Source organism: Mucilaginibacter sp. cycad4 (genome assembly GCF_034263275.1).
In the GTDB taxonomy this organism is placed as follows: domain Bacteria; phylum Bacteroidota; class Bacteroidia; order Sphingobacteriales; family Sphingobacteriaceae; genus Mucilaginibacter.
This window is the reverse complement of the sequence record NZ_CP139559.1, coordinates 1,621,581-1,647,294: the sequence shown is the minus strand read 5'-3', so window position 1 is coordinate 1,647,294 and position 25,714 is coordinate 1,621,581. Positions and strand designations below refer to the sequence as shown.

General features: G+C 43.1%; 22 protein-coding genes. 10 read left to right on the top strand and 12 right to left on the bottom strand.

The features are described 5' to 3' along the window. The first annotated feature begins 3 nt into the window (after positions 1-3). Genes fucP through SNE26_RS06820 form a run of 4 tightly spaced genes read left to right on the top strand, consistent with a single transcriptional unit; the run spans position 4 to position 3,681 of the window. The gene (fucP, locus tag SNE26_RS06835; RefSeq protein WP_321558614.1) at positions 4-1,272 is read left to right on the top strand and encodes an L-fucose:H+ symporter permease; all 1,269 of its coding nucleotides are present in this window, start codon (positions 4-6) and stop codon (positions 1,270-1,272) included. Positions 1,273-1,290: 18 nt separating this feature from the next. Then, positions 1,291-2,307, top strand: coding sequence for an aldo/keto reductase (locus tag SNE26_RS06830; RefSeq protein WP_321558613.1), 1,017 nt, complete (start codon positions 1,291-1,293; stop codon positions 2,305-2,307). A gap of 13 nt (positions 2,308-2,320) precedes the next feature. Beyond that, positions 2,321-2,656, top strand: a complete 336-nt coding sequence (locus tag SNE26_RS06825; RefSeq protein WP_321558612.1) for an L-rhamnose mutarotase — start codon at positions 2,321-2,323, stop codon at positions 2,654-2,656. Then, positions 2,623-3,681 carry a zinc-binding alcohol dehydrogenase family protein gene (locus SNE26_RS06820; protein WP_321558611.1) on the top strand — a complete coding sequence of 353 codons (1,059 nt, stop codon included), beginning with the start codon at positions 2,623-2,625 and terminating at the stop codon, positions 3,679-3,681. Before SNE26_RS06825 ends, SNE26_RS06820 begins: the two co-directional genes overlap by 34 nt. 263 nt (positions 3,682-3,944) lie before the next feature. Here SNE26_RS06820 and SNE26_RS06815 read toward each other — a convergent pair whose 3' ends face one another. From SNE26_RS06815 to SNE26_RS06795, 5 genes are all read right to left on the bottom strand, one after another. Next, complete coding sequence (locus tag SNE26_RS06815) at positions 3,945-6,383, bottom strand: TonB-dependent receptor domain-containing protein (protein ID WP_321558610.1); 2,439 nt, start codon at positions 6,381-6,383, stop codon at positions 3,945-3,947. 463 nt (positions 6,384-6,846) lie between these two features. After that, positions 6,847-9,213, bottom strand: a complete 2,367-nt coding sequence (locus SNE26_RS06810) for an ABC transporter permease (RefSeq protein ID WP_321558609.1) — start codon at positions 9,211-9,213, stop codon at positions 6,847-6,849. A gap of 232 nt (positions 9,214-9,445) precedes the next feature. Next, the gene (locus tag SNE26_RS06805) at positions 9,446-9,883 is read right to left on the bottom strand and encodes a hypothetical protein (protein WP_321558608.1); all 438 of its coding nucleotides are present in this window, start codon (positions 9,881-9,883) and stop codon (positions 9,446-9,448) included. Between the two features lie 84 nt (positions 9,884-9,967). Next, positions 9,968-10,318, bottom strand: coding sequence for a DUF2200 domain-containing protein (locus SNE26_RS06800; RefSeq protein WP_321558607.1), 351 nt, complete (start codon positions 10,316-10,318; stop codon positions 9,968-9,970). 177 nt (positions 10,319-10,495) lie between these two features. Next, positions 10,496-12,028: a sulfatase gene (locus SNE26_RS06795; protein ID WP_321558606.1), complete on the bottom strand. Its 1,533-nt coding sequence runs from the start codon at positions 12,026-12,028 to the stop codon at positions 10,496-10,498. A 296-nt stretch (positions 12,029-12,324) separates the two neighbouring features. Between SNE26_RS06795 and SNE26_RS06790 the strand changes: the two genes are divergently transcribed. Next, entirely contained in the window at positions 12,325-12,741 is a 417-nt protein-coding gene (locus SNE26_RS06790; RefSeq protein WP_321558605.1) for a hypothetical protein, read from the top strand. 215 nt (positions 12,742-12,956) lie between these two features. After that, complete coding sequence (locus SNE26_RS06785) at positions 12,957-13,106, top strand: hypothetical protein (protein ID WP_321558604.1); 150 nt, start codon at positions 12,957-12,959, stop codon at positions 13,104-13,106. Here the strand turns inward: SNE26_RS06785 and SNE26_RS06780 are convergent. The 7 genes from SNE26_RS06780 to SNE26_RS06750 form a co-directional block, all read right to left on the bottom strand. After that, complete coding sequence (locus SNE26_RS06780; protein ID WP_321558603.1) at positions 13,093-13,473, bottom strand: hypothetical protein; 381 nt, start codon at positions 13,471-13,473, stop codon at positions 13,093-13,095. The two genes, SNE26_RS06785 and SNE26_RS06780, sit on opposite strands and share 14 nt — an antisense overlap. After that, positions 13,470-13,937 (bottom strand): hypothetical protein, encoded by a 468-nt coding sequence (locus SNE26_RS06775; RefSeq protein ID WP_321558602.1) that lies wholly within the window; start codon positions 13,935-13,937, stop codon positions 13,470-13,472. Before SNE26_RS06775 ends, SNE26_RS06780 begins: the two co-directional genes overlap by 4 nt. A 4-nt stretch (positions 13,938-13,941) precedes the next feature. Next, positions 13,942-14,358, bottom strand: a complete 417-nt coding sequence (locus SNE26_RS06770) for a DUF4267 domain-containing protein (RefSeq protein ID WP_321558601.1) — start codon at positions 14,356-14,358, stop codon at positions 13,942-13,944. 63 nt (positions 14,359-14,421) lie between these two features. Then, entirely contained in the window at positions 14,422-14,994 is a 573-nt protein-coding gene (locus tag SNE26_RS06765) for a Crp/Fnr family transcriptional regulator (protein ID WP_321558600.1), read from the bottom strand. Between the two features lie 576 nt (positions 14,995-15,570). Next, on the bottom strand, positions 15,571-17,091 hold the full coding sequence (locus SNE26_RS06760; RefSeq protein WP_321558599.1) for a RagB/SusD family nutrient uptake outer membrane protein: 1,521 nt from the start codon (positions 17,089-17,091) through the stop codon (positions 15,571-15,573). Positions 17,092-17,100: 9 nt separating this feature from the next. Further along, on the bottom strand, positions 17,101-20,523 hold the full coding sequence (locus tag SNE26_RS06755; RefSeq protein WP_321558598.1) for a TonB-dependent receptor: 3,423 nt from the start codon (positions 20,521-20,523) through the stop codon (positions 17,101-17,103). 136 nt (positions 20,524-20,659) lie between these two features. After that, positions 20,660-21,829 carry a FecR domain-containing protein gene (locus SNE26_RS06750; RefSeq protein ID WP_321558597.1) on the bottom strand — a complete coding sequence of 390 codons (1,170 nt, stop codon included), beginning with the start codon at positions 21,827-21,829 and terminating at the stop codon, positions 20,660-20,662. A gap of 139 nt (positions 21,830-21,968) precedes the next feature. Here SNE26_RS06750 and SNE26_RS06745 point away from each other — a divergent pair, with 139 nt between their 5' ends. From SNE26_RS06745 to SNE26_RS06730, 4 genes are all read left to right on the top strand, one after another. Continuing rightward, positions 21,969-22,553, top strand: coding sequence for an RNA polymerase sigma-70 factor (locus SNE26_RS06745; RefSeq protein ID WP_321558596.1), 585 nt, complete (start codon positions 21,969-21,971; stop codon positions 22,551-22,553). A 362-nt stretch (positions 22,554-22,915) separates the two neighbouring features. Further along, positions 22,916-23,917 carry a type I glyceraldehyde-3-phosphate dehydrogenase gene (locus SNE26_RS06740; RefSeq protein ID WP_321558595.1) on the top strand — a complete coding sequence of 334 codons (1,002 nt, stop codon included), beginning with the start codon at positions 22,916-22,918 and terminating at the stop codon, positions 23,915-23,917. A 364-nt stretch (positions 23,918-24,281) separates the two neighbouring features. Beyond that, entirely contained in the window at positions 24,282-24,692 is a 411-nt protein-coding gene (locus SNE26_RS06735) for a DUF1348 family protein (protein ID WP_321558594.1), read from the top strand. A gap of 155 nt (positions 24,693-24,847) precedes the next feature. After that, complete coding sequence (locus SNE26_RS06730; RefSeq protein WP_321558593.1) at positions 24,848-25,714, top strand: helix-turn-helix domain-containing protein; 867 nt, start codon at positions 24,848-24,850, stop codon at positions 25,712-25,714.

Genomic DNA, 25,714 nt, shown 5'->3' with positions numbered 1-25,714 from the left:
ATCATGACAAAGAATAAAACTCTTTTTCCATTTATATTAATAACCAGCTTATTCTTTCTATGGGGCTTCGCGCATAACCTTGACCCGATATTGATACCGCATTTAAAAAAGTCGTTTACACTAACAACGGTGCAGGCTACGCTGGTGGATTCTGCGGTATTTATTGCCTATTTTTTGATGGCCTTACCGGCAGGTTTTATTATGAAAAAATATGGCTACAAAACAGGTATTATAACCGGCTTGCTTGTTTTCGCGTTTGGCTCTTATCTATTTATACCGGCCGCCAATACACAGCAGTACACGTTTTTCCTGGTAGCATTATTTATCATCGCCTGCGGATTGACCATTTTAGAAACAGCCGCCAATCCGTATGCCTCCTCATTGGGTGATCCGGCAACCTCAATTCAAAGGCTTAACTTTGCACAATCATTTAACGGGCTGGCAGCCACGCTGGCCCCGATAATTGGCGCACGTATTATACTTACCAAAGGTTATACGCCGGCACAATTGAGTGCGATGACAGAGGAAGGACGAAAACTGGCGCTCGCCGCCGAAGCATCATCCGTAAAAATGCCTTATTTTATATTGGGCAGTGTGCTGATATTTATTGCTATCCTTTTTGCTTTTACACGTCTGCCCCGGATTCAGCAACATGAAGGACACACGGCCAGTAAAAACATTTTCCATGCTCTCAAGCATTCTCATTTAGCCTGGGGTGTTGCCGCGCAGTTTTTTTATGTAGGTGCGCAGGTTTGTGTATTCAGTTTATTTATCCTGTATGCAACAAAATCTGCCGGTATTACCGAAGTAAAGGCGGCAGATTATTTAGGCTTATGCGGTTTTGCATTTCTTATTGGCCGGTTTATAGGCACATTTTTGATGCGTTATTTTAGTTCGGCAAGTTTACTTGCTGCCTACGGGGGCATCAACGTCCTGCTTTGCATAATCGCCGTTTTAAGCCATGGAATGATCACCGTTTACACAGTCATCGGTATATGTTTCTTTATGTCGATTATGTTCCCAACCATTTTTGCACTGGGTATAAAAGATTTAAAGGGCGATACAGAATTCGGCAGCAGTTTGATCATTATGTCCATTGTTGGCGGTGCTGTTCTGCCGAGGATGTTCGGTTACATCAGTGATATAACCGGTAATATTCAATACGGATATGTAGTACCGCTGGTTTGTTTTGCGGTAGTCGCATTTTTTGGCCTAAAAGGCCATCGGATAAAAGTCAAGCCGGAAAGCTTACCGGTTTCAGCTATCCTTTAACTATAACTCTTTTTCAATATGCAAGAAATCAATCTGCCTAAAGTTATTTTTGGAACCAGCGGATTAGGGAATTTATATGTAGCTCTTTCTGAAGAGGTTAAACGTGCCATTGTTGCTGAAAGCATCAAACATTCTCCTAAACCGGCTGTATTTGACTCCGCCGGTAAATATGGCGCCGGGCTGGCACTCGAATCGCTGGGAAAGGCTTTGGCACAATTAAATGTAAATCCTTCAAACGTGCTGATCAGCAATAAACTGGGCTGGCTGCGTACGGCCTTAAAAACTCCCGAACCTACTTTTGAACCGGGTGTTTGGCGTGATCTGAAATATGACGCCGTTCAACGGATAAGTTATGAGGGAATCCTGGAATGCTATGAGCAGGGTAACGAGCTGCTGGGCAATTACGATGCAGGGCTGGTATCGGTACATGATCCTGATGAATATCTCACTGCAGCAAAAGATGAGCAGGAACAAACACAACGGTACCAGGATATATTGGAAGCTTACCGTGCGCTATATGAACTGAAGCGGGATGGTAAAGTAAAAGGCGTCGGAGTAGGTTCGAAGGATTGGAGGATCATCAAAAAAATAGCTCATGATGTAAAACTGGATTGGGTAATGATTGCCAATAGTATGACGGTCCACAGCCACCCTCCGGAATTGATAGAATTTATGCAGGAGCTTGAAAAACAGGGAACCTTGATTATTAATTCAGCTGTTTTTAACGGAGGCTTTTTAACCGGATCGGATTATTATAATTACCGGTTGACCGATCCGGTAAAAGACAAGCATTTATATCATTGGCGCGAGTTGTTTCGTAAATTGTGTACAGATCATCAAATAAAACCAGCGGATGCATGCGTGGCTTTTGGACTAAACGGACCTGGTGTTAAAAGTATCGCCCTCAATACCACCAATCCCGACAGGGTATCACAAAATGTTGCTTTAGCCCATTTAAAAATCCCGGCGCAATTCTGGAAAGAAATGAAAGAATACGGTTTAATTGAAAAATCTTATGCCTCGTATTACCTATAAAACTAAATAAACTATGAAAAGATACTGTCTCGCCCTTGATTTAAAGGACGACCCGCAATTGATAGCAGAATATGAGCATTGGCATAAGGCAGAAAATAGCTGGCCGGAAATACGCAAAAGCATACTGGATGCAGAAATCCTTGATATGCAGATTTATCGTACGGGAAACCGGTTGTTTATGATCATGGAAACAAGCGATCATTTTGAGGCAAAGAAAAAAGCGGCAATGGATGCATCTAATCCAAAAGTACAAGAGTGGGAACAGCTCATGTGGCTATTTCAACAACCGCTACCCTGGGCCGAAGAGGGAGAAAAATGGGTGATAATGAAACGGATTTTTCAGCTTTAACAACAGACAGCATGCAGGTAATAGTTTGCGAAGAACCAGGTAAATTAATATTTAAAGAACAGGAAAAGCCTAAAATCAAAGAAGGCTATGCTCAGATCAGGATCAGGAGAATAGGTATTTGCGGAACTGATTTGCATGCTTTTGAGGGCACCCAGCCATATTTCAGTTATCCCCGTGTTTTGGGGCACGAACTATCCGGCGAGTTGGTTGAAACCGGCGGTGCAAAGGGATTTCAAAAAACGGATATTGTTACATTTATCCCCTATTTCAACTGCGGCTCTTGTGTAGCCTGCAGATCAGGCAAGCCAAATTGCTGTGCAAATATTAATGTTTGTGGCGTGCATATTGACGGGGGCATGGCCGAATACCTGAATGTACCGGCATCCTCACTGGTACATGGCGATGGTTTGGGCTATGACGAGCTGGCTTTAGTGGAACCACTGGCAATAGGCGCACATGGCGTTAAACGTGCAGATGTTAAACCGGGTGAATATGTCCTGGTTATAGGTGCAGGGCCAATAGGCTTGGGGATTATGGAATTTGCCCGCATTGCCGGGGGCAGGGTTATTGCAATGGATTTAAATACCAGGCGGCTTAAATTTTGCAATGAAAAATTAAAGGTTGAACATACCATTAATGTATCGACCGAAAACGCATCGGAGCGATTAGCTTCAATAACCAAAGGCGATATGCCTACTGTGGTTATAGATGCTACAGGCAGCTTAAATGCAATTAACAATGGATTTAATTATATAGCACACGGAGGCAGATATGTCCTGGTTGGCTTGCAAAAAGGTGAGATCAAAGTCAGCCATCCGGAGTTTCATAAACGCGAGGCGACGTTGATGAGCAGCCGCAATGCTACCAGGGAGGATTTTGAACATGTAATTACAGCAATGAAACAAGGTTTAGTGCAACCTGCTGATTATATTACACATCGGGTGCGTTTTAACAAAGTAAAGGACGAATTTGAAAGCTGGCTTGATCCAGATAACGGAGTGATTAAGGCGATGATAGAGGTGTAAAAAGAATCATTAATAAAGTCATAATGTTTAAACCAGGCTGCTGATACCTTAAATTGTGAAAAGAAAAACAAACCCGGAACTTTCTTAAAAAAATAAAACTCATCAGATGGTAATTAATACACTTCACCCATAATTGAAATATTGATTTTAATACGCCGGCAGTGAAAACTTGTATTGAAATTCATAATCCCGCAACACAAGTATTTGGGCTTTTCAGCAATGGGCAATAGCAATAACCAACTAATCCAAATTGTTAAGTGCTTTTAGTTTCCCGAAGGCGCTCCCTGAACATCGTCGTTACTGATACCCCGTTTGTTTTTCTTAACTGATTCTTTCAGCTTGCCGAAGCGGTAATTCAGGCTGGCGGTAAAGCCCCTGAAGTAGGCGCGGTTGATATTTGTTTGGGTAAAATCGGGCCCGAATGAGCTCCTGATATTATTCCTGTATTTGCTGAGGGGGTTATTTGCCGTGGCCGAGAGCGAAAGTTTATCCTTCACTACATCTTTATTAACCGTAAAGGATACACTGGCATAAGGATTTGAAGTACCCTGGATAGAAAGGTTAGGGCCATTCAGGAACACGTTGGTGCTAACACGCCAGCCCTTCTCTAAATTATAGCCGCTGTTTAACGATGCACCATACATAAAGCCCTGATTTTTGACCAACTGACCATTCACGATACCCTGCACACGGCCATGCGCAATCCTGCCGTTGAATGATGAGCTCCATTTTTTGGTGATGGGGTAATTGATATTGCCGTTGAAGGTAAACAGGCGGGCCTTGCCGGTGTTATCAAAACTGCTGCGGGTAATATTCGTAGCCGGATCAAAAATTACAACGGGCATGATCAGGTCGTTAAAATAATTATAGCCAAGCATCAGGTTTAAGGATGCTTTTTTCGTTCTGCTATAACCCAATTGAATACTATTCGAAACCGCAGGCCTGAGGTTGGGGTTTCCCGACGATTCGAAGTTTGGGTTCGAGCGGTCTACAAAGGGGTTTAGCTGGTATATACCCGGGCGCTGTATCCTTTGCGAAAACCCGAAGTTCAGCGTACTGGAGTTTTTAAACCGCTTATTAATACTTACCGAAGGCACTATATTAAAGAAATTTTTGTTTAGCTGCGATGAGGTGGAAATAAAATCAGCATCAATCAGCGTCTCCTCTACCCTGGCGCCCGCCTTAAAGCTCCAGTTTTGCAGGGTGTAGCTATAGCTGTTATATGCACCCAGCACGTTTTGGTTATTTTCGAATTTATTGCTTCGCGATGGGTCGGCCTCGAAATTACCAGTTGCTGCATTATATCCGAGATATTGAAAGTCACTCTTGTTATCACGTATAATTGCTTTCACCCCCATTTCGATATTCAACTTTTTTACAGGCTGAACGTAATCTACCTGGAAGGTTTGTTCGGAAGATTCGCCTTCATTGTGTTGCAGGTAATCGGGCGTTGTATAGTCCACACGGTTTGAGGCCGTCAGCGCCGCATTCTGCCTGTTGTTGAATGTATAATACTGGTACGAAAAGGTGAGCAGCCTTTGCTTGCTGCTTTTGAAACCCAGTTGGTAATTTAAACCCATATTCAGGCCCCTGCCGCCTGCAGTATTATTATTGTACAGGTCGTACTGCTGAACCACGTTGCCTGCTTCGTTCAAAACAGAATTTTGTGTATTGATGCCGTCCTGGTTATTTCCATTAATATTGAATTGCCCCGAAATAAGGTTAAGGCTGTCAATTTCGTAGCTGACCCCAACTTCCGCATAGCCATTTTTGCCGTCCCATTTCGCCGTGTTATTCTGGTTAAGGCTTGTAGGGTTGCTCCCGGTAGTAAGCCTCGAAATGGAACTAAGCACTTCGGGCGAATTGGAGATATTGCCGCCAAAATAGCCCGATAGCTCCAGCTTGCCCTGTTTAGACGAAAACGACCCGCCTAATCTTGGGCCGCCTACCGGAAATACATGGCTAAGATTTAGCGTGCCATTGTACCCGTTACTCATTTTTTTATTGGTCACAATATTGATGATCCCCGCCATTCCCTCGGCATCATACTTCGACGAAGGGTTGGTAATTACCTCGATGCTTTGAATGGTTGATGCAGGCATGCTTTTGAGGATATTCTTCGGATCGCGCTCCATCATACTTGATGGTTTGCCGTTAACAAATATCCGGTAGCCGCTATTTCCCTTCAAAAGTATATTATCGTCACCGTCTACTGTTAACAAAGGCACTTTACGCATCATCTCCAGTACGCTGCTGCTTTTGCTGTCAGGGTCGGCTTTTAAGTCGTAGGTGAGTTTATCAACCTCCTGTTTAATGATAGGTCTATCGGCCGTAATAGCCACCGTTTTAAGCTGCGTAGTTTGTGTGCCCAGGGCAATGCTCTCCAGATTTATGGAGGGTTTCTTATTATCTGTAAAATCAACAGGAAGTGTTTTTGTCTTAAAACCGATATTGATCATCGAAAGAATATATTTTCCTGATGGCAGCTTTTCAAACCGGAACGTCCCGTCGGTTTTAGTCACGGCCGTGCGGACCAACTGCTTTGCTTCGTTGCGCAGGTTTACTGTCACATAGCCGAGCGGTTGCTTCGATAGCGAGTCGGTTGCAATGCCGTTTACTGCGAATAACGTCTGCCCTGCTTGCCCGAAAGCCGGGGCCATAACGATTGAAAATAAGATGAGGAGTAAAAACTTTAGTTTCATGCCGGTGTGATAGTGAAATGTTTGACCATTAATCTTTTTGAGCCATCCTAATTAGTTACAAAATATATAATACCATGCAATACATAGTACTATAAACATATGACTACACCCTGAATGAATTTGTTACACCTATTTGAAATAAAAATTTCAATAATCCTGCCGGCCGAATCCAACTAACATATTAGGCTTAACAGAAGCAATCGTTTCTGTTAAGCCCGATAATTTGAGAAGGTGACCATCAATTGAGATCCCGGAGGGCTTGACCACTCTATTCTGAATTTGAAAAGCAATAGTTGTAAAATAGCTATAATCGTATGATCACTGCGTTTAGCCTGAAAATAACAGGAAAGTTAAATCTAACAACAAAAAAAGGTGCTGTTTCCTTGAAAACAGCACCTTTACCGGGGTAGTTACCCTTGCCTTTAACAATAATGAGAATGCAACAGTTCTGGTTATAAAGGCGCTATTCCCCTTTCAAACTTTTCACCGGATTTGTTAATGCAGCCCTGATTGCCTGGTAACTTACTGTCAAAACAGAGATCAGCAATGTCAACGCAGCAGCGATTACGAATACCCAGATATTAATGGAAATCCGGTAACTGTACCCTTTCAACCATTGGAACATTAAATACCAGGCTATTGGCGCAGCGATGCAAAATGAGATGGCGACCAGCTTCAGAAAATCCCTGGAAAGTAGTGTGGTGACGCTGGCTACCGACGCCCCGAGAACCTTTCTGATGCCAATTTCTTTGATCCGGTTTTGCGCCATGTAAGCTGCCAGGCCAAAGAGGCCAAGACAAGATATGACTATTGTCAATCCGGCAAACAGGCTGGCCAATGTTCCAATCCGCTGCTCGTCGCCAAACTTCTTGGCATACTCCTGGTCGACAAAGCTGTATTCAAACGGATAATCCGGGTTGTATTTTTTAAATACAGCTTCGGCGCGGCGCAGGTTTTCTTTCGTCGAATTGGCATTATTGAGTTTGTAGTGAACTATATTGAACCAGGAACTGGGGCCTTCGATCAGCATATGTTGTACGGGTTCGTAAGGCGAGCTGATAATAAAGTCTTTGATAACTCCAACAATATGCCATGTTTTGATGTCTTTACCCTCGCCCTGGGTAACTAATTTACCAACAGGATCTTTCAGGTTCATGATCTTTACCGAAGCCTCATTTACCAGCATGGCCGTTGAATCCGTCGGGTAATTTATCGGATCGATATCCCTGCCTGCAACAAGCTTAAGCCCCATGGTTTTAATAAGGCTTCCGTCTGAACTGTAAATAATAAAGTCAACCTTGTTCTTGGGCTGCGAACCTGGCCAGTTAAAACCCCAGCTATCGCTGTATCGCTGAGTTATAGGCGAATTTGTTCTGGACACCGAAGTTGCAGCGCCACTGGAAAGCAATTCATTTCTGATGGATTGATAGTGCTTCGCGATCTCGCCGGACATAAATGTGTAAACAAGGTTATCTTTCTTATACCCTGTATCCCTATCCTGGGCATATTGTAATTGTTGGCGAATAATGATGGTACAAATGATGAGCACCACAGCAAAAGTAAACTGAATGACCACCAGCAATTTACGTGGTGTAACCAAAGCATTTGCCGCCTTAAAAGTACCTTTCAGTACAGCTACCGGCTTGAATGAAGACAGGTACAATGCGGGATAACTTCCCGAAATAATACCGGTAACGAGTATAAATCCAATTGCGGTGAGCCAAAAGTAGGGATTGCTATATGGTACATATAATTGCTTTTGGGTAAGCTGGTTGAAACCCGACATACTGATTTGTACGATGACGATGGCAAAAATACCGGCAATAAGTGCAATCAAAACAGATTCACCTAAAAACTGCCAGATTAACGAGCCCCTCAATGCGCCTACAGTTTTACGGATGCCTACTTCCCTTGCGCGCGTCTCGCTCCTGGCCGTACTTAAATTCATGAAATTTATACAAGCGATGACAAGGATCAGTACAGCGATCAGGGAAAATACCCTAACCCGTTCAATTCTCCCGCCTACTATCACCCCATCCTTAAACTGCGAATACAGGTGCCATTTGGCTGCGGGGTGCAAAAACTGCTGAATATCCTTGGTATCGGAATGGTTCCTGGTAAAGTTCAGCACAGCAGCATTAGCATGGGCCTCCGTTACGCCTGGTTTTAAAAGAACAAATGTTTGAATGGAGTTATTGCCCCAGTATTCATCATCCTGCCCTATCTTTTTTAGATACGACCAGGGCATCAGGTATTCAAAATCAAACCGGGTATTATTCGGCAGGTCTTTCATCACGCCGGTCACTTTGAAATAGGCATTGCTGTCTATTTTAACTGTTTTGCCAATCGCATTTTCCTCACCGAAAAGTTTCTTTGAAAATTTTTCAGTGATAACGATATTATGAAGGTCGCTCAAAGCAGTTTTGGGGTCTCCGTTGATTAATGGAAAACTGAACATGGAAAGAAAGTCCGGATCAGTGAAATCACCTGTTGCAGTCAAACGCTTGTCGCCAATGGTAAACAAAAAACTGGCATCTGTAACCCTGGCTACTTTTTCCAGTTGCGGCAACTCTGCTTTCATCACCTTACCCATAATTTTAGGTGTGGTTTCCCAGCTCCATAATTTACCATCAAATTTCGAGCGGTTATAAACAGAGTAAAGGCGTCCCCGCTTTTCATGGAACTGATCAAAGCTTACCTCATTCTGGATCCACAACAAAATGAGCGCTGCGCTTGCCATGCCGATAGTCAATCCCAGGATATTGATCAGGGAGAATGTTTTTTGACGCAAGAGGTTGCGCCAGGTAATTTTTAAGTAGTTTTTTAACATATGATCGGGCTTTGATAACCATAAGACGCCGGCATTATAGTTTTGGTTGCACCGCTTTCCCTTTTTTTTAAAAACAAAAACTTGTGGTGTTTGGCTTTGGCGGATACTTGCTATTACAAGATAACCTGCCTTGATCCGAAAAGGGGTAAATTTATCTGATTAAAGGAAGCCTATAATTCCTCTGTTTTAACTTTTGTATCCCGATCTGCAGCGAATCGAAAACATCACTCATCTAAAGTTTCAAAACACACAACTCCTTGTTATTATCTTTTTTGAAATAGTAAATCTTATAACGATTAGTGTCCTTTAACTCATAAGATACTGTGTCGGAGTTGATCTTCATCAACTTTTGGTTTATCAACCTGAATTCTACCTTCGCCTGTAAATCGTGTTCCTCCAGGAAATCTTTGAGCTTCGAGAATTCGCGCCTTTTAAATTCAAGGAAGCCCTCTGATTTCCAGAACTCCACACTATTAAGCATTCCGTCCGCATCAAATCTCTCGATAGTTTTTACCACATAAACATTACCCCTGTATTTAATGATTTCACCCGTGCCCGGTACCGGAAAGTGGCTCTCGATTTTTCTCGTGGTTAACCGCTCCCTTACTCTAATTCTCTGATGAATACCCAAACACAGGATAATCAATATTGATAATAGTGCTTTTTCCATGGTTTAAGACCCGGTGTAACGGTCCAGTCGTCTGAAACGTTATACGGGGCTCATATTATAATTTCAATTTTAGCTGGTACGTCCTTATTTCCTCAAAATCTTATCCATTGACTTCCCCTTTGCTAATTCATCGATCAACTTATCTAAATAACGGACCTTTTGTAATAATTTATCTTCAATTTCTTCAACACGATAGCCGCAAATTACACCTGTGATTTTTGACACATTGGGATTAAGTTGCGGTGCCCGGGCAAAAAAGGTTTCAAAATCAGTTTTATCGTCGATATGGCTTTGCAATGTTTTTTTTTCATAGCCGGTTAGCCAAAATATAATATCATCCACCTCAGCTTTTGTGCGGCCTTTTTTCTCCGCCTTTCGGATATAATGCGGATAAACACCCGCAAAAGACATTTTATATACTCTTGAATTATCCATTTTATCTATCCCAATTGTTAAAAACAAATGAACATTGCGGTATGGCTATATAATTGATTTGCAATTTATGCTTCGAAATGACTATTAAATATTGAACATCAGTAAGAAAAACAACATAATACCAAATAAGCAGCCATTATTTTCGGCTGTTTTTAATCATAGTTTCCACCAAAACCCTTAGTCATTATTAGGGTGACGGTAATCCCCCCAGGGATGTTTAACCGTACGTTTAAGTGGAATCTGCATCCCTCCTGTTTTCTCCAGCCAGTCATATAAATCATTGGCCATTTTCTTTACCGTTTGTTCATATTCAGGCCTGTCAATAAGGTTAACACTTTCGGCAGGGTCTTTTTCGAGATCGTAAAGCTCATTGGTATCCCATACACCCTGGTTCCTGATGTATTTGAACTTATCTGTCCTTACACCATAAATAACCGGTGTCATTGGAAAATCGTATTCCCAGTAATATTCATAAAAGATTTTGTCGCGCCATTTGGCCGAATCGCCTTTCAATATCGGAATAATAGAGTTACCGGGCATTGCGGCCGGTTTCTGAAGGCCGGCCGCCTGCAGAATCGTGGGCGCTACATCCACATTCTGGATCATTTTGCTGATGGCCTGGCCTCCTTTAAAAAGTTCGGGGCAACGGACCAGGAACGGCACTTTTGCCGATTCTTCATAAAAATGGCGTTTATCGATCAGCCCATGCTCGCCAAAGCTGAAACCATTATCACCCATATAAATGACCAGGGTATTCTGATCAAGGCCCTCCTTTTTAAGGTAATCCATCACTGAGCCAACACTTTCATCAACGGCCAGCAAAGTTTCACAATAATCCTGAACCAATTCTTCGATGGGTTGGTGCGTGTGGTAGAGATAATCCACCCCATGCCAGCTATAACGCTGTTGTTTTACCCATTCGGGCCAGCCCAATTTTTTATAGGCATCGGTTTGGGTTTGATAAAATGTGGACGGTAAAGTATACTTCAGGTTTTTATACAATCCCCGGTGCCTTTTGGCAGGCTGCATAGGTGCATGTACTGCTTTGTGCGACAGGTACAAAAAAAACGGTTTCGATTTGTCCCTTTTTTTAAGCCAGCCAAGCGCGTGTTCGGTAAGCAAGTCCGTAATATAAGTAGAATCACTATAAGTTACGCGCTTGCCATTAATATTCAACGTGGGGTTGTAATATACACCCTGTCCGCGAAAGCTTTCCCACTGGTCAAAACCAGGCCGCGGGTGATCGTCATCATCACCCATATGCCATTTACCAAAAAAACCGGTTTGATAGCCCGCTTTCTGAAGGTATTGAGGAAAATACGTTAAATTAGGTGGCTCCGGTGCATTATTATCTACTATGGCATGTACATGAGAGTAGGCACCCGTCAATATTGAAGCTCGGCTGGGCGAACACAATGACGTGGTCACAAAAGCATTTTTAAACCAGGCGCCTTCGGCATATAACCTGTCAAGACTTGGCGTTTTGAGCCAGGGCACCCGACCGGTAAAACCCATGAAATCATAGCGGTGGTCATCTGTCAGGATAAAGATTACATTTCTTGGTTTTTCGCCTTTTATTTTAGGCAAGGCCTGTACCTGCTTTTTTACCTGTGCTACTGCGTCCCAGCCTATCGCTATAAGTACGAACACCAACATCAATGTACTGAACATCGTCAGTGCGCTTTTTGCTTTTGGATTTATTATATGCATGTTAGTCCTTTTATAAAAACTTCAAGCCGGACAGGCAGCTCCTCATTACCCGAATCTAAAGTACTCAGAAAGAATTTAATTATACTTGCCTGCCTGCTATTTTTTATAGGGACTTTATGTACGCTAAATGCCTGTTATCTTCAGGCAAGCATTCAGCAACATTTTTAAAAAAATCACCTGTAAAATAAACAATGAATTTTCGATTGAAATAAATCTTTATTATCATGAATACAAACATCGTCCGGGATACTGTAGCGTTTAAACCTCGCTGATCGTAATGTATTAAAAACATTGTCATGACCAGAAAGATCTCGTTTATATTGTTGATGGTTTCATTAGGCGCCTGCACCAAAAAAGCAAATAAGCCGGCCTGTTCAATCAGCGAATGTACACAGGAGTTTCGTTCTGTGGGCATCCGTTTTACAGACAAGGCGGGCGCAGGAGTAGATGTACAAAATTTCAGCGTTAAAAACCTTCGTTCCGATTCGATTATCGCCGGCCAGGGCGTTATCGATCCTGGTTTTTCGCCGGCGTATCGAACCATCGCTACCGATGGCAATAAAGCGCAATTATCTGCAGAGGGCGATAATCTTGAGATTTCCGCCACTCATCCGGTCACGCACCAGGTTAAAACGGCAATCGTAAAAATTGCAGGGGGCTGCGCATGCCATATTTCTAAAATTTCGGGGCCAGATACGGTGGCGTTTGATTAACGTGTTATTGTTCAACAGGTCTGTCATCTTGAATAAAATGGTTAGGGATTCCGGAACCTCCTATTTAACTGATATTTCTATACCAGTCCTTTATCATTAAAGCTAAAAGGACCTGCATGCTAACGACGCTACCATCCATAGGCAGCTCAGCAACGATTTAACGCCCTATTGTTTGCCGGCGCAAAACATTGCCGCCTGCAGTATGTTAATGATTAATGATCAGGAAATTAAAATCAGGCCAATACCGGATCTACTCCAAAAAAGTCGATCCGGAAACCCACAAACGTAAAAACCTTGGCACTTTCGATTCTAAAGAAGCCGCGAAGAAACACGAAAAAGATATACAGTATTTTAAACATCATTAAGCTGTAATTGCTTTTCCAGATAGCGATTGTCGTTAAAGGCGATCTCGAGTGCCTCTTCATTATTGTAAAAAAAGATGGTGATCAGTTCGTTCCCCTGGCCGGATGAATTGCGCTTGATCACCAGGTCCTCCCGTAATGTATAACGGTGCAGGGTAATCTTAAAATCAGGCCCGAAGGCCAGTTTACGGATATAACCTTCGCCCAATGCCGCGGGTATCGGCAGCACATTTTCTGCTACCGATGCCCCAATATGGCGGGCAAAATGTGTCAAAAAGTCAAAATCAGGCGTGGCGGAAAAACTGAAGATCATCCGGTTGATATTTTTACTGTGGTTACCATCGAAGATAAAATTAAAAGATATGATCAACAACAGGTGATCATAATCAATCCCGTGATCGCTATGAACAACAATGCTGCCCGCAGGCCTATCACCCTATCCCAACGCTGTTGTAATTCCCTGATGTTATTGACCATGCGCCCGAATTTTACACCTTCGGTCATCACATTATTAATCGGCCTGGCCACCCTAAGGTATACGGTGAGGTGCGCCAGCAATGCCATCAACGAAAAGGCAGCCAATTGCCCCTGGATGTTAGCAAAACCGAAAATAATTACCTGCAACAAGGTGCTGAATGTTGCGGTTGCACCAATAACCGGCATCCGGGCATCCGCTACTTCATGCAAATGGCCCATCACATCAGCAATCGAAGCGTCCTTACTTTTAGCGGCAGCTTTTTTGCCTACCAGCGCAAAAAAGACGTCGGTTCCGAACACAACGGCGGTAGCGACTATCGCTGTGCCGTTTAAGATATGCATAATTAAAGTGATCATGGTTTTAGCGGTTAGCTTTTGCTTTAAATAAAAAGGCTGTGACAACCATCATGTACACTGCTGTGATGCCATGGATGAGTATGTGGGTTAGGTCTTCAGGACCGTTGACCGCCAGTACGCTGAGACAATCAGATATGGGAATGATGGCCGCTGCTCCGAACGTGATAGCCGTAGCGCGGGATTGGCGGGAGATGAGGAAGATGAGCACCACGACACCCGAAAAGATATCCCGGATGCCTTTGATCCAGCCATAAGCCACTGCCGCTTTGACAGGCGCCAGCGGAATACCGAATCCTTTGGCACCAGCTTCCGGATCAAGCATGAAGCGTGCTCCCAGAAAAATAATTCCCACAGCTACCAGGGTGGTAAGCCAGTATGAGACCGAACGCGGACCCCAGAGATTGATCGGTTGTGTTTTCATTTGCTTTTACTTTTTTGTTGAAGCAAATGTCGCCCTGCCCGATTTTTTATTCATTCACCCAGGTTAATAAATGCTGCTGGTGGCTCTTTTTCGTATCCGGGATAAAGATTGTGGTTTAATACCTACATAAGACGCGATATAGTACTGCGGCACCCGCTGACTGATATTAGCGAATGTTTTGAGAAAACGCCGATAACGTATTTCGGGTGAGTCTTTGTAAAACGAGGATAGTTGCTGTAAAACACTGACGAATACCTGTTCAATACCGAGCCGGCCCAGGCGTTCACCTGCTTTTACTTCCCGGTAAATTTTTTGCAAAGCATCATAGCTGATGACGTAAAGCAAGGTATCTTCCAGCGCCTGGATGTTTTTATCGGATGGCAGCTGCGGAAGAAAGCTTTCATAGTCACATACAAAATCACCCTCGCTGCCAAAATAATAGGTGCCTTCGTTACCGTCCTCGTTCACATAATACCTCACCAGGCCGGTACCGATCAACGCAACCGAACGGCAAACCTGTCCCTCCTGCAATAAATACTCCCCCTTTTGGAGCTTCTTTTCGGTGAAAAGCTGTTTGATCAACAGCGCCTCCTCATCCGATATACTGATAATTTGTTTGATCCTGTCGATAAGCATTGCAAAAAACAGCGGTGGCCTTACCAATACTAAAAGTTTATTACTCCACGCTAATCCGAAGTTACTAATAAAGAATACGATTCGACGCCAATCAGGCCGGTTTTAATCGCAGATTTTTATAAAAGACGTCACGCCGGCGAAGGACTGCACATCCATGATATATGCCCACCCGCCTGTATTGTGCTCAGAAAGCAAACAGGAATAGAGATTGAAAATTGTTTCGGGGACTTTAAACATAATATGGGTTTCAAAAGGTTCCATCTCCGCTGAATCAAAAAGGTCGAAACGGAAATCTCGATGGTAGCGATGGCACATAACCTGAGAAAGCTACACTTAAAAGGGATGAAAAAGGTTGCATAAGTACCTTTTTCATCCCTTTTTTTGACTGTTTTGACAACAAACAAAGCCGCTTAAATATTAACCTGGCAAACCTTGACCGTTTCTTGTTTATTTAGGAAAATCTTATTCAGCCTTTTTAGTCAGCCCCATCACGGTGAATAATTAATATCTGACCTTTGTCCGGGTTTTGGCGTTCACTTTATTGATAGACAGCCTTTGGTTTTTAAGTTCCAATTGCTATTTGTAATCCGGATTTTGTATAAGCACGCCTCCGCTCTTATCAATTTCTGTTTGAGGCAGCGGCCAATGATAAAACTTATCTTCAAAATGATAATTGATGAGGCTGGTTTTTACCGCGTTAAGCACCGGACCGGCAATGTGCCATCTTAACAGATCGTAGTGACGCAAGCCTTCAAAAGCAAGCTCAACACGGCGTTCATGCCTGATGCGTTCACGCATCTGATCTTTGGTATACCCGGCGGGGAAAGCGGGCATATTTACCCGTGCACGCAAATCGGCCATAGCTTTATAAACTGTTGCATCAGGGCCGGCAATTTCATTTTGAGCTTCAGCGTACATCAGCATTACCTCGCCTAAACGCAGTATAACCGCATCCTGCTGGCTAAGAGTTGAAAAACCATAGGGTATATTATTCGGTTCCAGGAACTTTATAGTTCCATAACCTGTAGGCCTGAGGTTTGAAGGATGGTGAACTTTGCCCGGGCCAAAATAAACAGAATCCGCGTACACGGTTTTGGCCAGCCTTGGGTCGCGGTTTTTGAACTGATTTTTGGTATCAGTTAACGGCGAAGTGCCATATGGCTGCCCATCTGTGCATTCAAAGGCATCTACCATATTTTGCAGCGGTGCGCAAGCATCCCAATCGCCATAATACATATCCCATGGAGCTGTATTGTTTGGCGCGAGGAAGTTAACTGAGAAGATGATCTCGGTGTTGTTTTTCTGGGTAGCATCCCTGAAAATATCTTCAAAACTGGTACTGAGTTTATATTGCCCCATAAGGCTAAGACAAAGGTCCCTTACCTGGGTGAGCATAGCGGCGTCCGGCGTACCGGTGCTGCCAAATGCTGCAAATAATAAAACCCTTGCCTTTAGCGCCTTTGCAGATGATGCCGCAGCATGGCCGCCGTTGGCGTAATAAGCTGCTGCATTCAGATTGGCAATGCCAAAATCCAGGTCGGCAGTGATCTGAGCGAGTACTTGTGCGGCAGGCACCTTAGGTTGCTTCTGATTGCTCAGATCAAGAGGCTGTACCACCAGCGGCACATCACCATAAATGCTGTATAACTGAAAATAGAGAAAAGCACGGATAAACCTTACTTCGCCTTCATATGCTTTACGCTGGCTATCAGAAATATCCGAGCCTTTATAATTGCCTAAATTTTGTAAAAACAGGTTTACCCTGGCAATACCGCTATAACTATGATTATAAATATCGGTTTCGTAACCGCCGGTTGTAGGGTTAAAATTGCCCTGCACAAAATCTTTAGCAGCACCCGAATTGAACTGGTTATAGCCGTTGTCGGTAAATCCATCCCTGAAGCCCATGCCATAAGAAAACTCTTCTTGTTGCAGGGAAGCATACACAGCTGCCAAAGCGGCATCAAAATCCGCCTTCGTTTTATAGAAAGTTGAAGTGGCGATCTGATCCGCAGGGTTAAGATCAAGTGCCTTTTTACACGCGCCTAAAAACAACGATGTAATTAATATGATGGTTGTTATAATTCGATTTTTCATGTGGGCTAATTAAAAAGAAACGTTCAAACCAAAAGAGTAGATTTTATTTTGCGGGTACTGCACCTGGTCTCCACTGCCATAGCGTTCAGGGTCAAGGCCTTTAAATTTGGTTATGGTTAACAGGTTATCACCGGCAAAATAAATCCGCAACCGGTTAACACCTATTTTTTTGGTGAGCTGTGCCGGAATGGTATAACCAAATACCAGGTTTTTAAGCCTTAAATAAGATGCATCCTGCAGAAAGAAAGTAGACCTGCGACCGATCTTATCCGGTGCGCTTTGCCCGAAATAAATGCGCGGCATTGTGGTTGAAGGATGCTCGGGCGTCCAGGCGTCTAACCAATCGGTGGTTGGCGATGATCCTTGCACAAAAGGTATAGTGCCCCATCCCGAAACGTATGATTTCACCCCATAAACCCCCTGCATCATGGCCGAAAGGTCAAAGCCTTTAAAGCTGGCCGACAAGTTAAATGAGTAATTTAATTTTGGATAAACACCGCCGATAATGGCACGATCATTCTGATCAATTTTACCATCGCCATTTACGTCCTTATATTTTAGGTCGCCGGGTAAGGTAGAGTCTGAAAACTGTTTAGGGGAATTAGCTACCTCTTGTGCCGACTGGAATATGCCGATAACCTGAAGCATATAGAATGAATTCCATGGCTGCCCGTTTTGATTGATCTTATAATCATTGATTTCAGTTTGACCAAATTTTACCAGTTTATTCCGATTATGATCAACATTTGCCCCTACATTAAAGGCTAAGCCTCTTAAAGCGCCATCGGTTATTACGTTATTATATGATATACCAAGCTCAATACCCCTGTTGTTCACCGAGCCATCATTGATAGTAGGCGCACTTAAGCCCACAGCTGCGGTAACCTGGGCCTGCCTTAAAATATCGGATGTTGTTTTGTTATACCAATCGGCGGTTAAATTAAAATTTTTGAAAATGGTAACATCCAAACCGATATCGGTCATAGTGGTGGTTTCCCACTTAATAGCCGGATTGTTCAGGTTTTGCTGAGCTACACCTGTTATCAGTGTCGAATTATCAAAAGAATAGTTGCCGGTGAAATTTAACAATGCCTGATATGGATAATTGGCTCCATATCCGTTAATTACTATATTCTGATTCCCCAACTGCCCCCATGAACCTCTTAGCTTGAAATTATCCAGCCAGGTTAAGTTCATGGCCTTTACAAAAGGCTCTTCGGTAACCCGCCATCCTGCCGAAAAGGACGGAAATATGCCCCATTTGTTCTTGCCCGAAAATTTTGAACTTCCGTCATCACGCACATTAGCTTCTAACAGGTAACGACCCTTATAATCATAATTTAAACGACCGAAGTAAGACATTAAGGCCCATTGATTGCTGCTGCCGTAAGCGTTTTGTATATCCGAACCGCCTGCATTCAACTCTTGTAAATCCAGGTCGGGGAAGTTTTTGCGATAGCCTTGTAAGTATTGATATTTACTTTGCTCAATGCTGTAACCAAATTGCGCCTTAATGTTATGCCCATGAAAATTATGTGCATAGTTTAAGTAGCTAAATAGATTGGTGTATACAGTTTGTTCGTCCTGGTCGGTTAAACCTTTACCAAGATCAAGCGATGTTGCCAGTTGATTTGTTTTAAAATTATACTCATCAAGGGTGGCTTTAAAATCCTTGTATTTATTCATGTTAAAGTTCACCGCGCCTTTGGTGTACCATGAAAAATCTTTATTAAACTGAACTTCAACCCAACCCTGCGCGTTTACGGCGTAATCATTAGTGATCCTCCTGAAGTTTTGATCCAGTACGGCTATAGGGTTTTTGTTGTTGTACTCAAAGTCGTAAGCTTTGTAGGTGTAATGTCCGCTGCCATCAGTTAAATAGGGGCCGTAAGTAGGCGCTTGCGACATGGCCGAAAGGAAAAGGTCCATCGAAGAGCCATCCCATTGGCTGGGTGATGAAGGATTGCCGGCCACAGCACCCCTTGTGCCTGATTTTAATAATACATTGGTACCAAATTTTATATGATCGTTAATTTTTGAAGTTAGATTGATACGTGCACTATATCGTTTATAATCAAAGCCCCTTTCAATACCATCCTGATCAACATACCCTAACGACACATTGTACGTGGTTTTTTCATTACCGCCGCTAAAGGTTAGGTTATGGTTTTGGGTAGGTGCAGTTCTGAATATCAAACCCAGCCAATCGGTATTTGGATAGTGTAGTTTATCTGTACTGGTACGATATAGATCAATCTGATCCTGCGGATAAAGAGAATTAGGGTCCGTTGTTCCGCTGTTAATGCGCGCCTGATTAAACATCTCCATATATTGGGCGGAGTTAGTTACCAGTTTAAACATTTTAGTAGGGCTATAGTAGCCTAAATTACCATCATAAGTTACAGACATTTGTCCGGCTTTACCTTGTTTGGTTGTTACCAATACCACACCATTGGCAGCCCTTGAGCCGTATATAGATGCAGAAGCAGCGTCTTTCAATACCGATACATTGTCGATATCGGTTGGGTTAAGGTCGCTAAAGTTACCGGGAACACCATCTATCAATACCAGTGGATCTGAACCTGCGCCGCTGAATGTGCTGTTACCACGGATGCGGATAGATACGCTCTCATTTCCCGGCTCGCCCGAACCTGTATTAACCTGCACACCCGGGGCCAGGCCTTCCAGCATTGAAGCTGTATTAACAACAGGGCGTTTATTCAGCGTTTCACCGGTAACCGATGATACAGCACCTGTAAGGTTCACTTTCTTTTGTGTACCGTAACCAACCACAACAATTTCGTTAAGTGCCGATGTTTGTTCCTTTAGTACAATATCAATTTTGGTTTGATTACCAACGGATACTTCCTGGTTAACGAAACCTATAAAGGAGAAAACCAACACGGCACTGTTGTCATTTACTGCGATGGTATAATTACCATCTAAGTTGGTTTGTGCACCTGTATTGGTTCCTTTTACCTTTATAGTTACACCCGGCAAAGGCAGTCCTTTCTGATCTTTTACCGAACCTGTAACTGTGATAAGCTGTACCGGTTTATTTTCGGCCGGCTTGGGTGTAACCACAATGGTGGTATTGTTGACTACGTAACTAAAGGGCTGATCGCGGAAACATTGCTTCAGCGCTTCATCTAAAGCGGCATCTTTAAGGTCGACATTTACAGGAAGAGCTTTTTTTAGCATTTTGGAATTGTAGAGCACGCTATATCCGCTTTGCCTGTGAATGTCTTTAAGCGTTTCAACAAGCGAGGCGTTATTTTTACTAAGGCTTATCCTTTGTGCAAATGTTGTTGAGGCACTTACCTGAAGTATGGAAACCAAACACAAAAAGAACGACAATTTCATGATCAGAAATATTTTTGATAGAGCACGGGGTACCTGCCCGCGCTTTAATGCAGTAGAATTTTTGTACATTTGAATGTTAGGTTAAATAATTGGTTGTGAGAAAAATGATCGTTAACTGACCTGATTGCTATCCGTAGCATTGTGCCAGGGGCGGTACGAACGCTCCTGGTTATTTCATTAAGGATAGCATTATGTAAGTATGAGGTTACTTCATAATGATAACCCTCCTTCCTTCAATTTTGTAGTGGATACTGCCGGTAAGCTTAATATTATCAAGCAACTCCTTAATATCCTTGTATTTTGATATTGTACCGCCAAATTCATTTTCCCGAACCTGGCTATCCTGATACTCAACATCCACGTCATACCACCGGCTCACCTGCTTCATGATGTTCACTATGCTTTGATCATGAAAAATAAAAAAGCCGTTTATCCAGGCCATATTAGCTTCAACATCGGCCTGGCTCACTGTTATTAATGAACCATTTTGGTTTACTGTTCCCTGTTGTCCCGGCAAAAGCATCACGGCAGCTTCACCTTTGCTCATTTTAACCGAGCCCTCCAGCAATGTGGTGGTGATATCACTGTTATCGCTATAGGCGTTAATATTAAAGTGAGTGCCCAATACCTGCACCCGTGTACCATTGGCTTTAACTATAAATGGATGGGCCTTGTCTTTTGCTACCTCGAAATAAGCTTCGCCGTTCAATTCTATTTCACGGCTGGCCCCGGTAAAAAACTCAGGGAATCTGATATACGACGCTGCATTGAGCTGTACTTTGGTACCATCTTCCAATATAACCTGGTATTGGCCGCCGCGGGGGGTTGTAATCGTATTGATCTCCGGAACATCCTGATACCTTTGTTCATCAAGCTTTTTGTCAAATTTGTAAACAACCACGCCGTTGGCCGCTTTACTCACTTTTACGCCGGCCCCCGCCATCAGCTGGCCATCCTTGGCGTCATCAAGCACTATTTTATCGCCATTTGCCAAAGTGAGATATGCCTTGTTGCTTCCGGGTAGTATGGTTGTTTTAGTATTCTTAGCTACGATACCTGTGGCATTATCCTTTTTAACAGGCATAAACAGCAAACCCGCCAATACAGCTATGGCAACTAATGAAGCAGCAGCCCATATCCATTTGTAGCTGGTTTGTTTAAGAGGTATTATGACAACAGGGTTCTGCCTGCTTTCACTTAATTTTTGCCAAATCCGTGCATGTACATCGGTTTCACTAACCTCTTCATCATCCCAAACCTCGTCGGCTAACTGCATTTCATCGCGGTATGTATCCAATAGCTGTTTTTCAGCATCGGTACATTGGCCGCGCATGTATTTTTCATACAGCACAAGGAACTCGTTTTTAGTTATCATCAGGTTGCAATTGCAGGTTTATATTGTGTTAGTGTAAATTTTATGCCGGCACACACATACGTTTTTATTTTTTTTCCCACCCAGACTTAAATGTTGAATAATTTTGATCGGCTTTTCCTAATTTTATCCAACCAATTGTATGTACAATTCTCATATTAGTGATCAGGAGCTGTGGCTTGCCGTACGTAATGACGATGAGCACGCATTCGCCGTACTTTTTGACCGGTACTGGGTAAGATTGTATAAAACTGCCCTCCGTTATCTGAAAGACCGTGAAAATAGTGAAGAAACAGTACATGATGTTTTCCTGAATATCTGGGATCGCCGGCATCAACTGGAAATAGAATCTGTCCCCAATTTTTTACTCTCGGCCATCCGATACCAGGTTTATAATCGCATGCGTGCGGCGAAGCCCCCGGTTATCCTGGAATTGGATAATCTGGAAGCAGGCAATTGCCCCGACTACAACCAGGGCGACTTCCGTATCAAAAACCAGGAATTGTTACAGGAACTCAGTTATTACCTTGAAAAATTGCCTAAGCGCTGCCAGGAAATATTTTACATGAGCCGCATGGATAATTTGAGCAACCAGGAAATTGCCGTCCGCTTGGGAATATCCAAGCGAACGGTTGAAAACCAGATAACCGTGGCATTGAAACATCTCAGGGGCTGTTTCAAGCAGGTTTCAACGATGCTTTGCCTGTATTATGTGTTGTTTAGATAGCGCGAGCTTTTCGGCAATTTCTTCATAGCTCCCCCCTTCCCTGCCTAACCCGAAAACCAATTGCTGTGTGCAGGCAGACTACTAAAAAACCGTTTCTGCAAACTCGATCAGGTTGTTTACTTCAACCGCTTCTCCTGAAATACATAATCTTGTTATGATGTTTTCTGTAGTAAGTCTTAAATAGATTATATCCCTCTGATTAAAAAAATTGTCGTTGGGTGGTGCATTTCATTAATTCTTTTCATATACCGGGCATAGCATGTCAGACATTTGACATTTCTTGGTAATTATTCCAATTCGGGACAACATTATAGGATCAATTGGATTTAATTTTAAATAGCGAACAATCTAAAATATTAACTATGAAAAAAATTGCAGTTTATGGTTTCGGACGCATTGGCCGTCAATTGTTACGGATCGGCTTAGACCGGGAGCTTTTTGTTCCGACCGCGGTAGCGGACGTAAAAGACCTGAAAACGCTTACCGCGCTTTTCAGTGTAGATACCAACTACGGCCACTGGAAAGGTAAAGCGGCATCAAATGACAAAGGGTTTGTCCTCAATGATCATGAAATCGCTTATGTTGACTCAGCGGGCGGTGTTCCCAACTGGGGCGATTTAGGTGTAGACCTGGTGGTAGACTGCTCCGGCCGGGGAACTAAACGGGAAGGCGCACAAGTGCACCTGGACCGTGGCGCCAAATATGTATTAGTCAGTGCGCCGAGCAAATCCCTCACGGATTGCGACGCAGTTCTGTTAAAGGGCATTAACCTGGAGCACTTTGATCCTGCAAAACACCATATCGTTAGCATGGGGAGCTGTACAACGAACGCGCTGGCAGCGCCGATCAAAGTGATCAGGGAACAGTTCGGCATCGAATACGGGCTTTTTTCTACCGTGCATTCCTATACCAACTCGCAGTCGCTTACCGACCAGCCAATGAAGGACCGCCGCGACTCCTGGGCAGCAGCAGAAAATATTATCCCCTCCTCCTCCGGAGCTGCCAAAGCCCTGCAGTTTATCTGGAATGATTTGAAGGTTACAGGTAAAGCTTACCGGGTACCAACCCGGACCGGCAGTATCGCCGAATTGAACCTCATTACCACAAAGCCGTGTACCGTAGATGAAGTTAATGACGCCTTCCGCAAGGCGGCAGCAGCAGGCGAACTGCAGGGCGTAATGGATGTACTGGAGGAAGAATGGTCATCGGCGAGGATAGTTGGTGATTCACATTCAGCGTTAATGGACCTTCCTTTAACCTTCAAACAGGGTGATCTGCTTTCAATTGCATCATGGTATGATAATGAATGGGGCTTCAGCAACAGGCTGGCCGAGGTAACTCAATTTATTGCATCAAAAATATAAGCTCAATACATCAAAAGGAGCAGCCGACCGCAGACCGGTTGCTCCTTTTTTTCATGGTTAAAATCATTATTAAATTTACATTCGGGGTGTTTATAATGACAGTCATAGCCGTACGATAGACGTTCCGGCAACGCTGGTCATGCTCCATGCACTTATATCACATATGAGCAAATCTTAAAGCAGATACGGCAGTTATTCATATGATTTTGCCTTTTCATTATCATTTATAGCAGAACATTAGTTTAACAAAAGCTCAGAACCCGGCATTTTGCAAAACCAAAACAATTTAGTCCATGCGTTTATCAGGTCTGTCCATGTTACGGCCCGGGTTTTAGAGGGAACTTTGTCTTAAATCAGAAATAAGATGAAAAACGAAGAATTAATACCACCTTTCAGTAAGGAAACAGCCACCGAAAAACTACAGTTTAATGAAGATCAATGGAACACGTGTGATGCCGGGAAAGTGTCCCTTTTGTATTCCACAGATGTTGAATGGTCAGACCGTACTACCTTCCTTAGCGGCAGAAACGCCGTGAAAGATTATCTTGCCGAAAAATTCGGTACACAGCAAAATTACATCATCAAAAAGGAGCTTTGGGGAGCTAAGGCTAATCGCAACGCCGTACGGTTCCAGGAAGAATGGCAGGACGGCAACGGTCAATGGTTTCATAGCTATGGGAATGAACAGCTTGAATTTAACGAAGCGGGTTTAATCACCAGGCGGTTTGGCTGTATAAGCGATAAAACAATTGAACCTTCCGAAAAGTCGCTTTAATAACCGATAACGATCAAAAGCCCGGCGCTTTTGGTCGTTATCCAAGGTTTTTAATATTGGGCCATTGTCTTTTTTTGAACTTAACTTTGCTTTTTATATATAATTACCGGCCCCTATTCCGAATGCCTGGTAATTTTTACTTTTTAAGGAAAGATATGGACGACACCAGATTGGAGCTTACTGATCAAAATAGGCAGTTATTGTTTAGCATCAGCCCTTTTAGTAACAACACGTTTCCTGATTTTAACAGGTTTAATACTTTTTCGGTGATGTTGGTCATGGAGGGGGAAGGTACCGTTGTTGCCGATTTTTCCGAATATAATTTTAACAAAAGTTGTTTAATTTGTTTCTCGCTTTACCAGGCCTTTTGTATTAAAAGCAAAGGAAACCTGAAAGGCGTAATGATTAATTTTCATCCGGATTTTTTTTGCCTTCATCAGCACCGGCACGAAGTTTCCTGCAACGGAATCCTCTTTAATAATATTTATGAATCGCCGGTTACAGACTTATCTCCCTCTAACAGGAAATCGATCTTAACATGTATCGATGGCATGCGATCTGAAATGCAACAACCCGGCATTGCGCAGTCTGAAGTACTGCTATCCTATTTAAAGATTTTGCTGATAAATGCATCGGGAATAAAAATTGAAGGACGGAAAGCTGACCAGGCAACAATCATAAAAGAACCACAGCACATATATACCCTAAAAGAAGCGATTGAAAAAAACTTCAGATCTTATCACCGCCCCGGGGATTATGCCCGCCTGTTAAACACCTCAATTACAGTGCTCAATAATATCAGCAAGCGTCATTTTTATAAGAATTTATCAGATCTGATCACAGAGCGGGTCATAACAGAAACCAAACGGGAGCTTTATCTTACAGCTAAACCCGTCAAATTGATTGCACATGAAATGGGCTTCACTGATGAGTTTTATTTTAGCCGTTACTTTAAAAAACATGCAGGCGTTTCTCCTTTACATTTCAGGGATGCCGTAGGCTTTAACAAAGGAAACTCCTGA

Coding starts and splice junctions, on each gene's coding strand:
- SNE26_RS06790 (WP_321558605.1), top strand. CDS start 12,325: ATGACCAGAAAGATCTCGTTTATATTGTTGATGGTTTCATTAGGCGCC.
- SNE26_RS06730 (WP_321558593.1), top strand. CDS start 24,848: ATGGACGACACCAGATTGGAGCTTACTGATCAAAATAGGCAGTTATTG.
- SNE26_RS06760 (WP_321558599.1), bottom strand. CDS start 17,091: ATGAAAAATCGAATTATAACAACCATCATATTAATTACATCGTTGTTT.
- SNE26_RS06740 (WP_321558595.1), top strand. CDS start 22,916: ATGAAAAAAATTGCAGTTTATGGTTTCGGACGCATTGGCCGTCAATTG.
- SNE26_RS06785 (WP_321558604.1), top strand. CDS start 12,957: ATGATCAGGAAATTAAAATCAGGCCAATACCGGATCTACTCCAAAAAA.
- SNE26_RS06825 (WP_321558612.1), top strand. CDS start 2,321: ATGAAAAGATACTGTCTCGCCCTTGATTTAAAGGACGACCCGCAATTG.
- SNE26_RS06765 (WP_321558600.1), bottom strand. CDS start 14,994: ATGCTTATCGACAGGATCAAACAAATTATCAGTATATCGGATGAGGAG.
- SNE26_RS06795 (WP_321558606.1), bottom strand. CDS start 12,028: ATGCATATAATAAATCCAAAAGCAAAAAGCGCACTGACGATGTTCAGT.
- SNE26_RS06800 (WP_321558607.1), bottom strand. CDS start 10,318: ATGGATAATTCAAGAGTATATAAAATGTCTTTTGCGGGTGTTTATCCG.
- SNE26_RS06750 (WP_321558597.1), bottom strand. CDS start 21,829: ATGATAACTAAAAACGAGTTCCTTGTGCTGTATGAAAAATACATGCGC.
- SNE26_RS06755 (WP_321558598.1), bottom strand. CDS start 20,523: ATGTACAAAAATTCTACTGCATTAAAGCGCGGGCAGGTACCCCGTGCT.
- SNE26_RS06820 (WP_321558611.1), top strand. CDS start 2,623: ATGGGTGATAATGAAACGGATTTTTCAGCTTTAACAACAGACAGCATG.
- SNE26_RS06815 (WP_321558610.1), bottom strand. CDS start 6,383: ATGAAACTAAAGTTTTTACTCCTCATCTTATTTTCAATCGTTATGGCC.
- SNE26_RS06810 (WP_321558609.1), bottom strand. CDS start 9,213: ATGTTAAAAAACTACTTAAAAATTACCTGGCGCAACCTCTTGCGTCAA.
- SNE26_RS06775 (WP_321558602.1), bottom strand. CDS start 13,937: ATGATCACTTTAATTATGCATATCTTAAACGGCACAGCGATAGTCGCT.
- SNE26_RS06745 (WP_321558596.1), top strand. CDS start 21,969: ATGTACAATTCTCATATTAGTGATCAGGAGCTGTGGCTTGCCGTACGT.
- SNE26_RS06735 (WP_321558594.1), top strand. CDS start 24,282: ATGAAAAACGAAGAATTAATACCACCTTTCAGTAAGGAAACAGCCACC.
- SNE26_RS06770 (WP_321558601.1), bottom strand. CDS start 14,358: ATGAAAACACAACCGATCAATCTCTGGGGTCCGCGTTCGGTCTCATAC.
- SNE26_RS06830 (WP_321558613.1), top strand. CDS start 1,291: ATGCAAGAAATCAATCTGCCTAAAGTTATTTTTGGAACCAGCGGATTA.
- fucP (WP_321558614.1), top strand. CDS start 4: ATGACAAAGAATAAAACTCTTTTTCCATTTATATTAATAACCAGCTTA.
- SNE26_RS06805 (WP_321558608.1), bottom strand. CDS start 9,883: ATGGAAAAAGCACTATTATCAATATTGATTATCCTGTGTTTGGGTATT.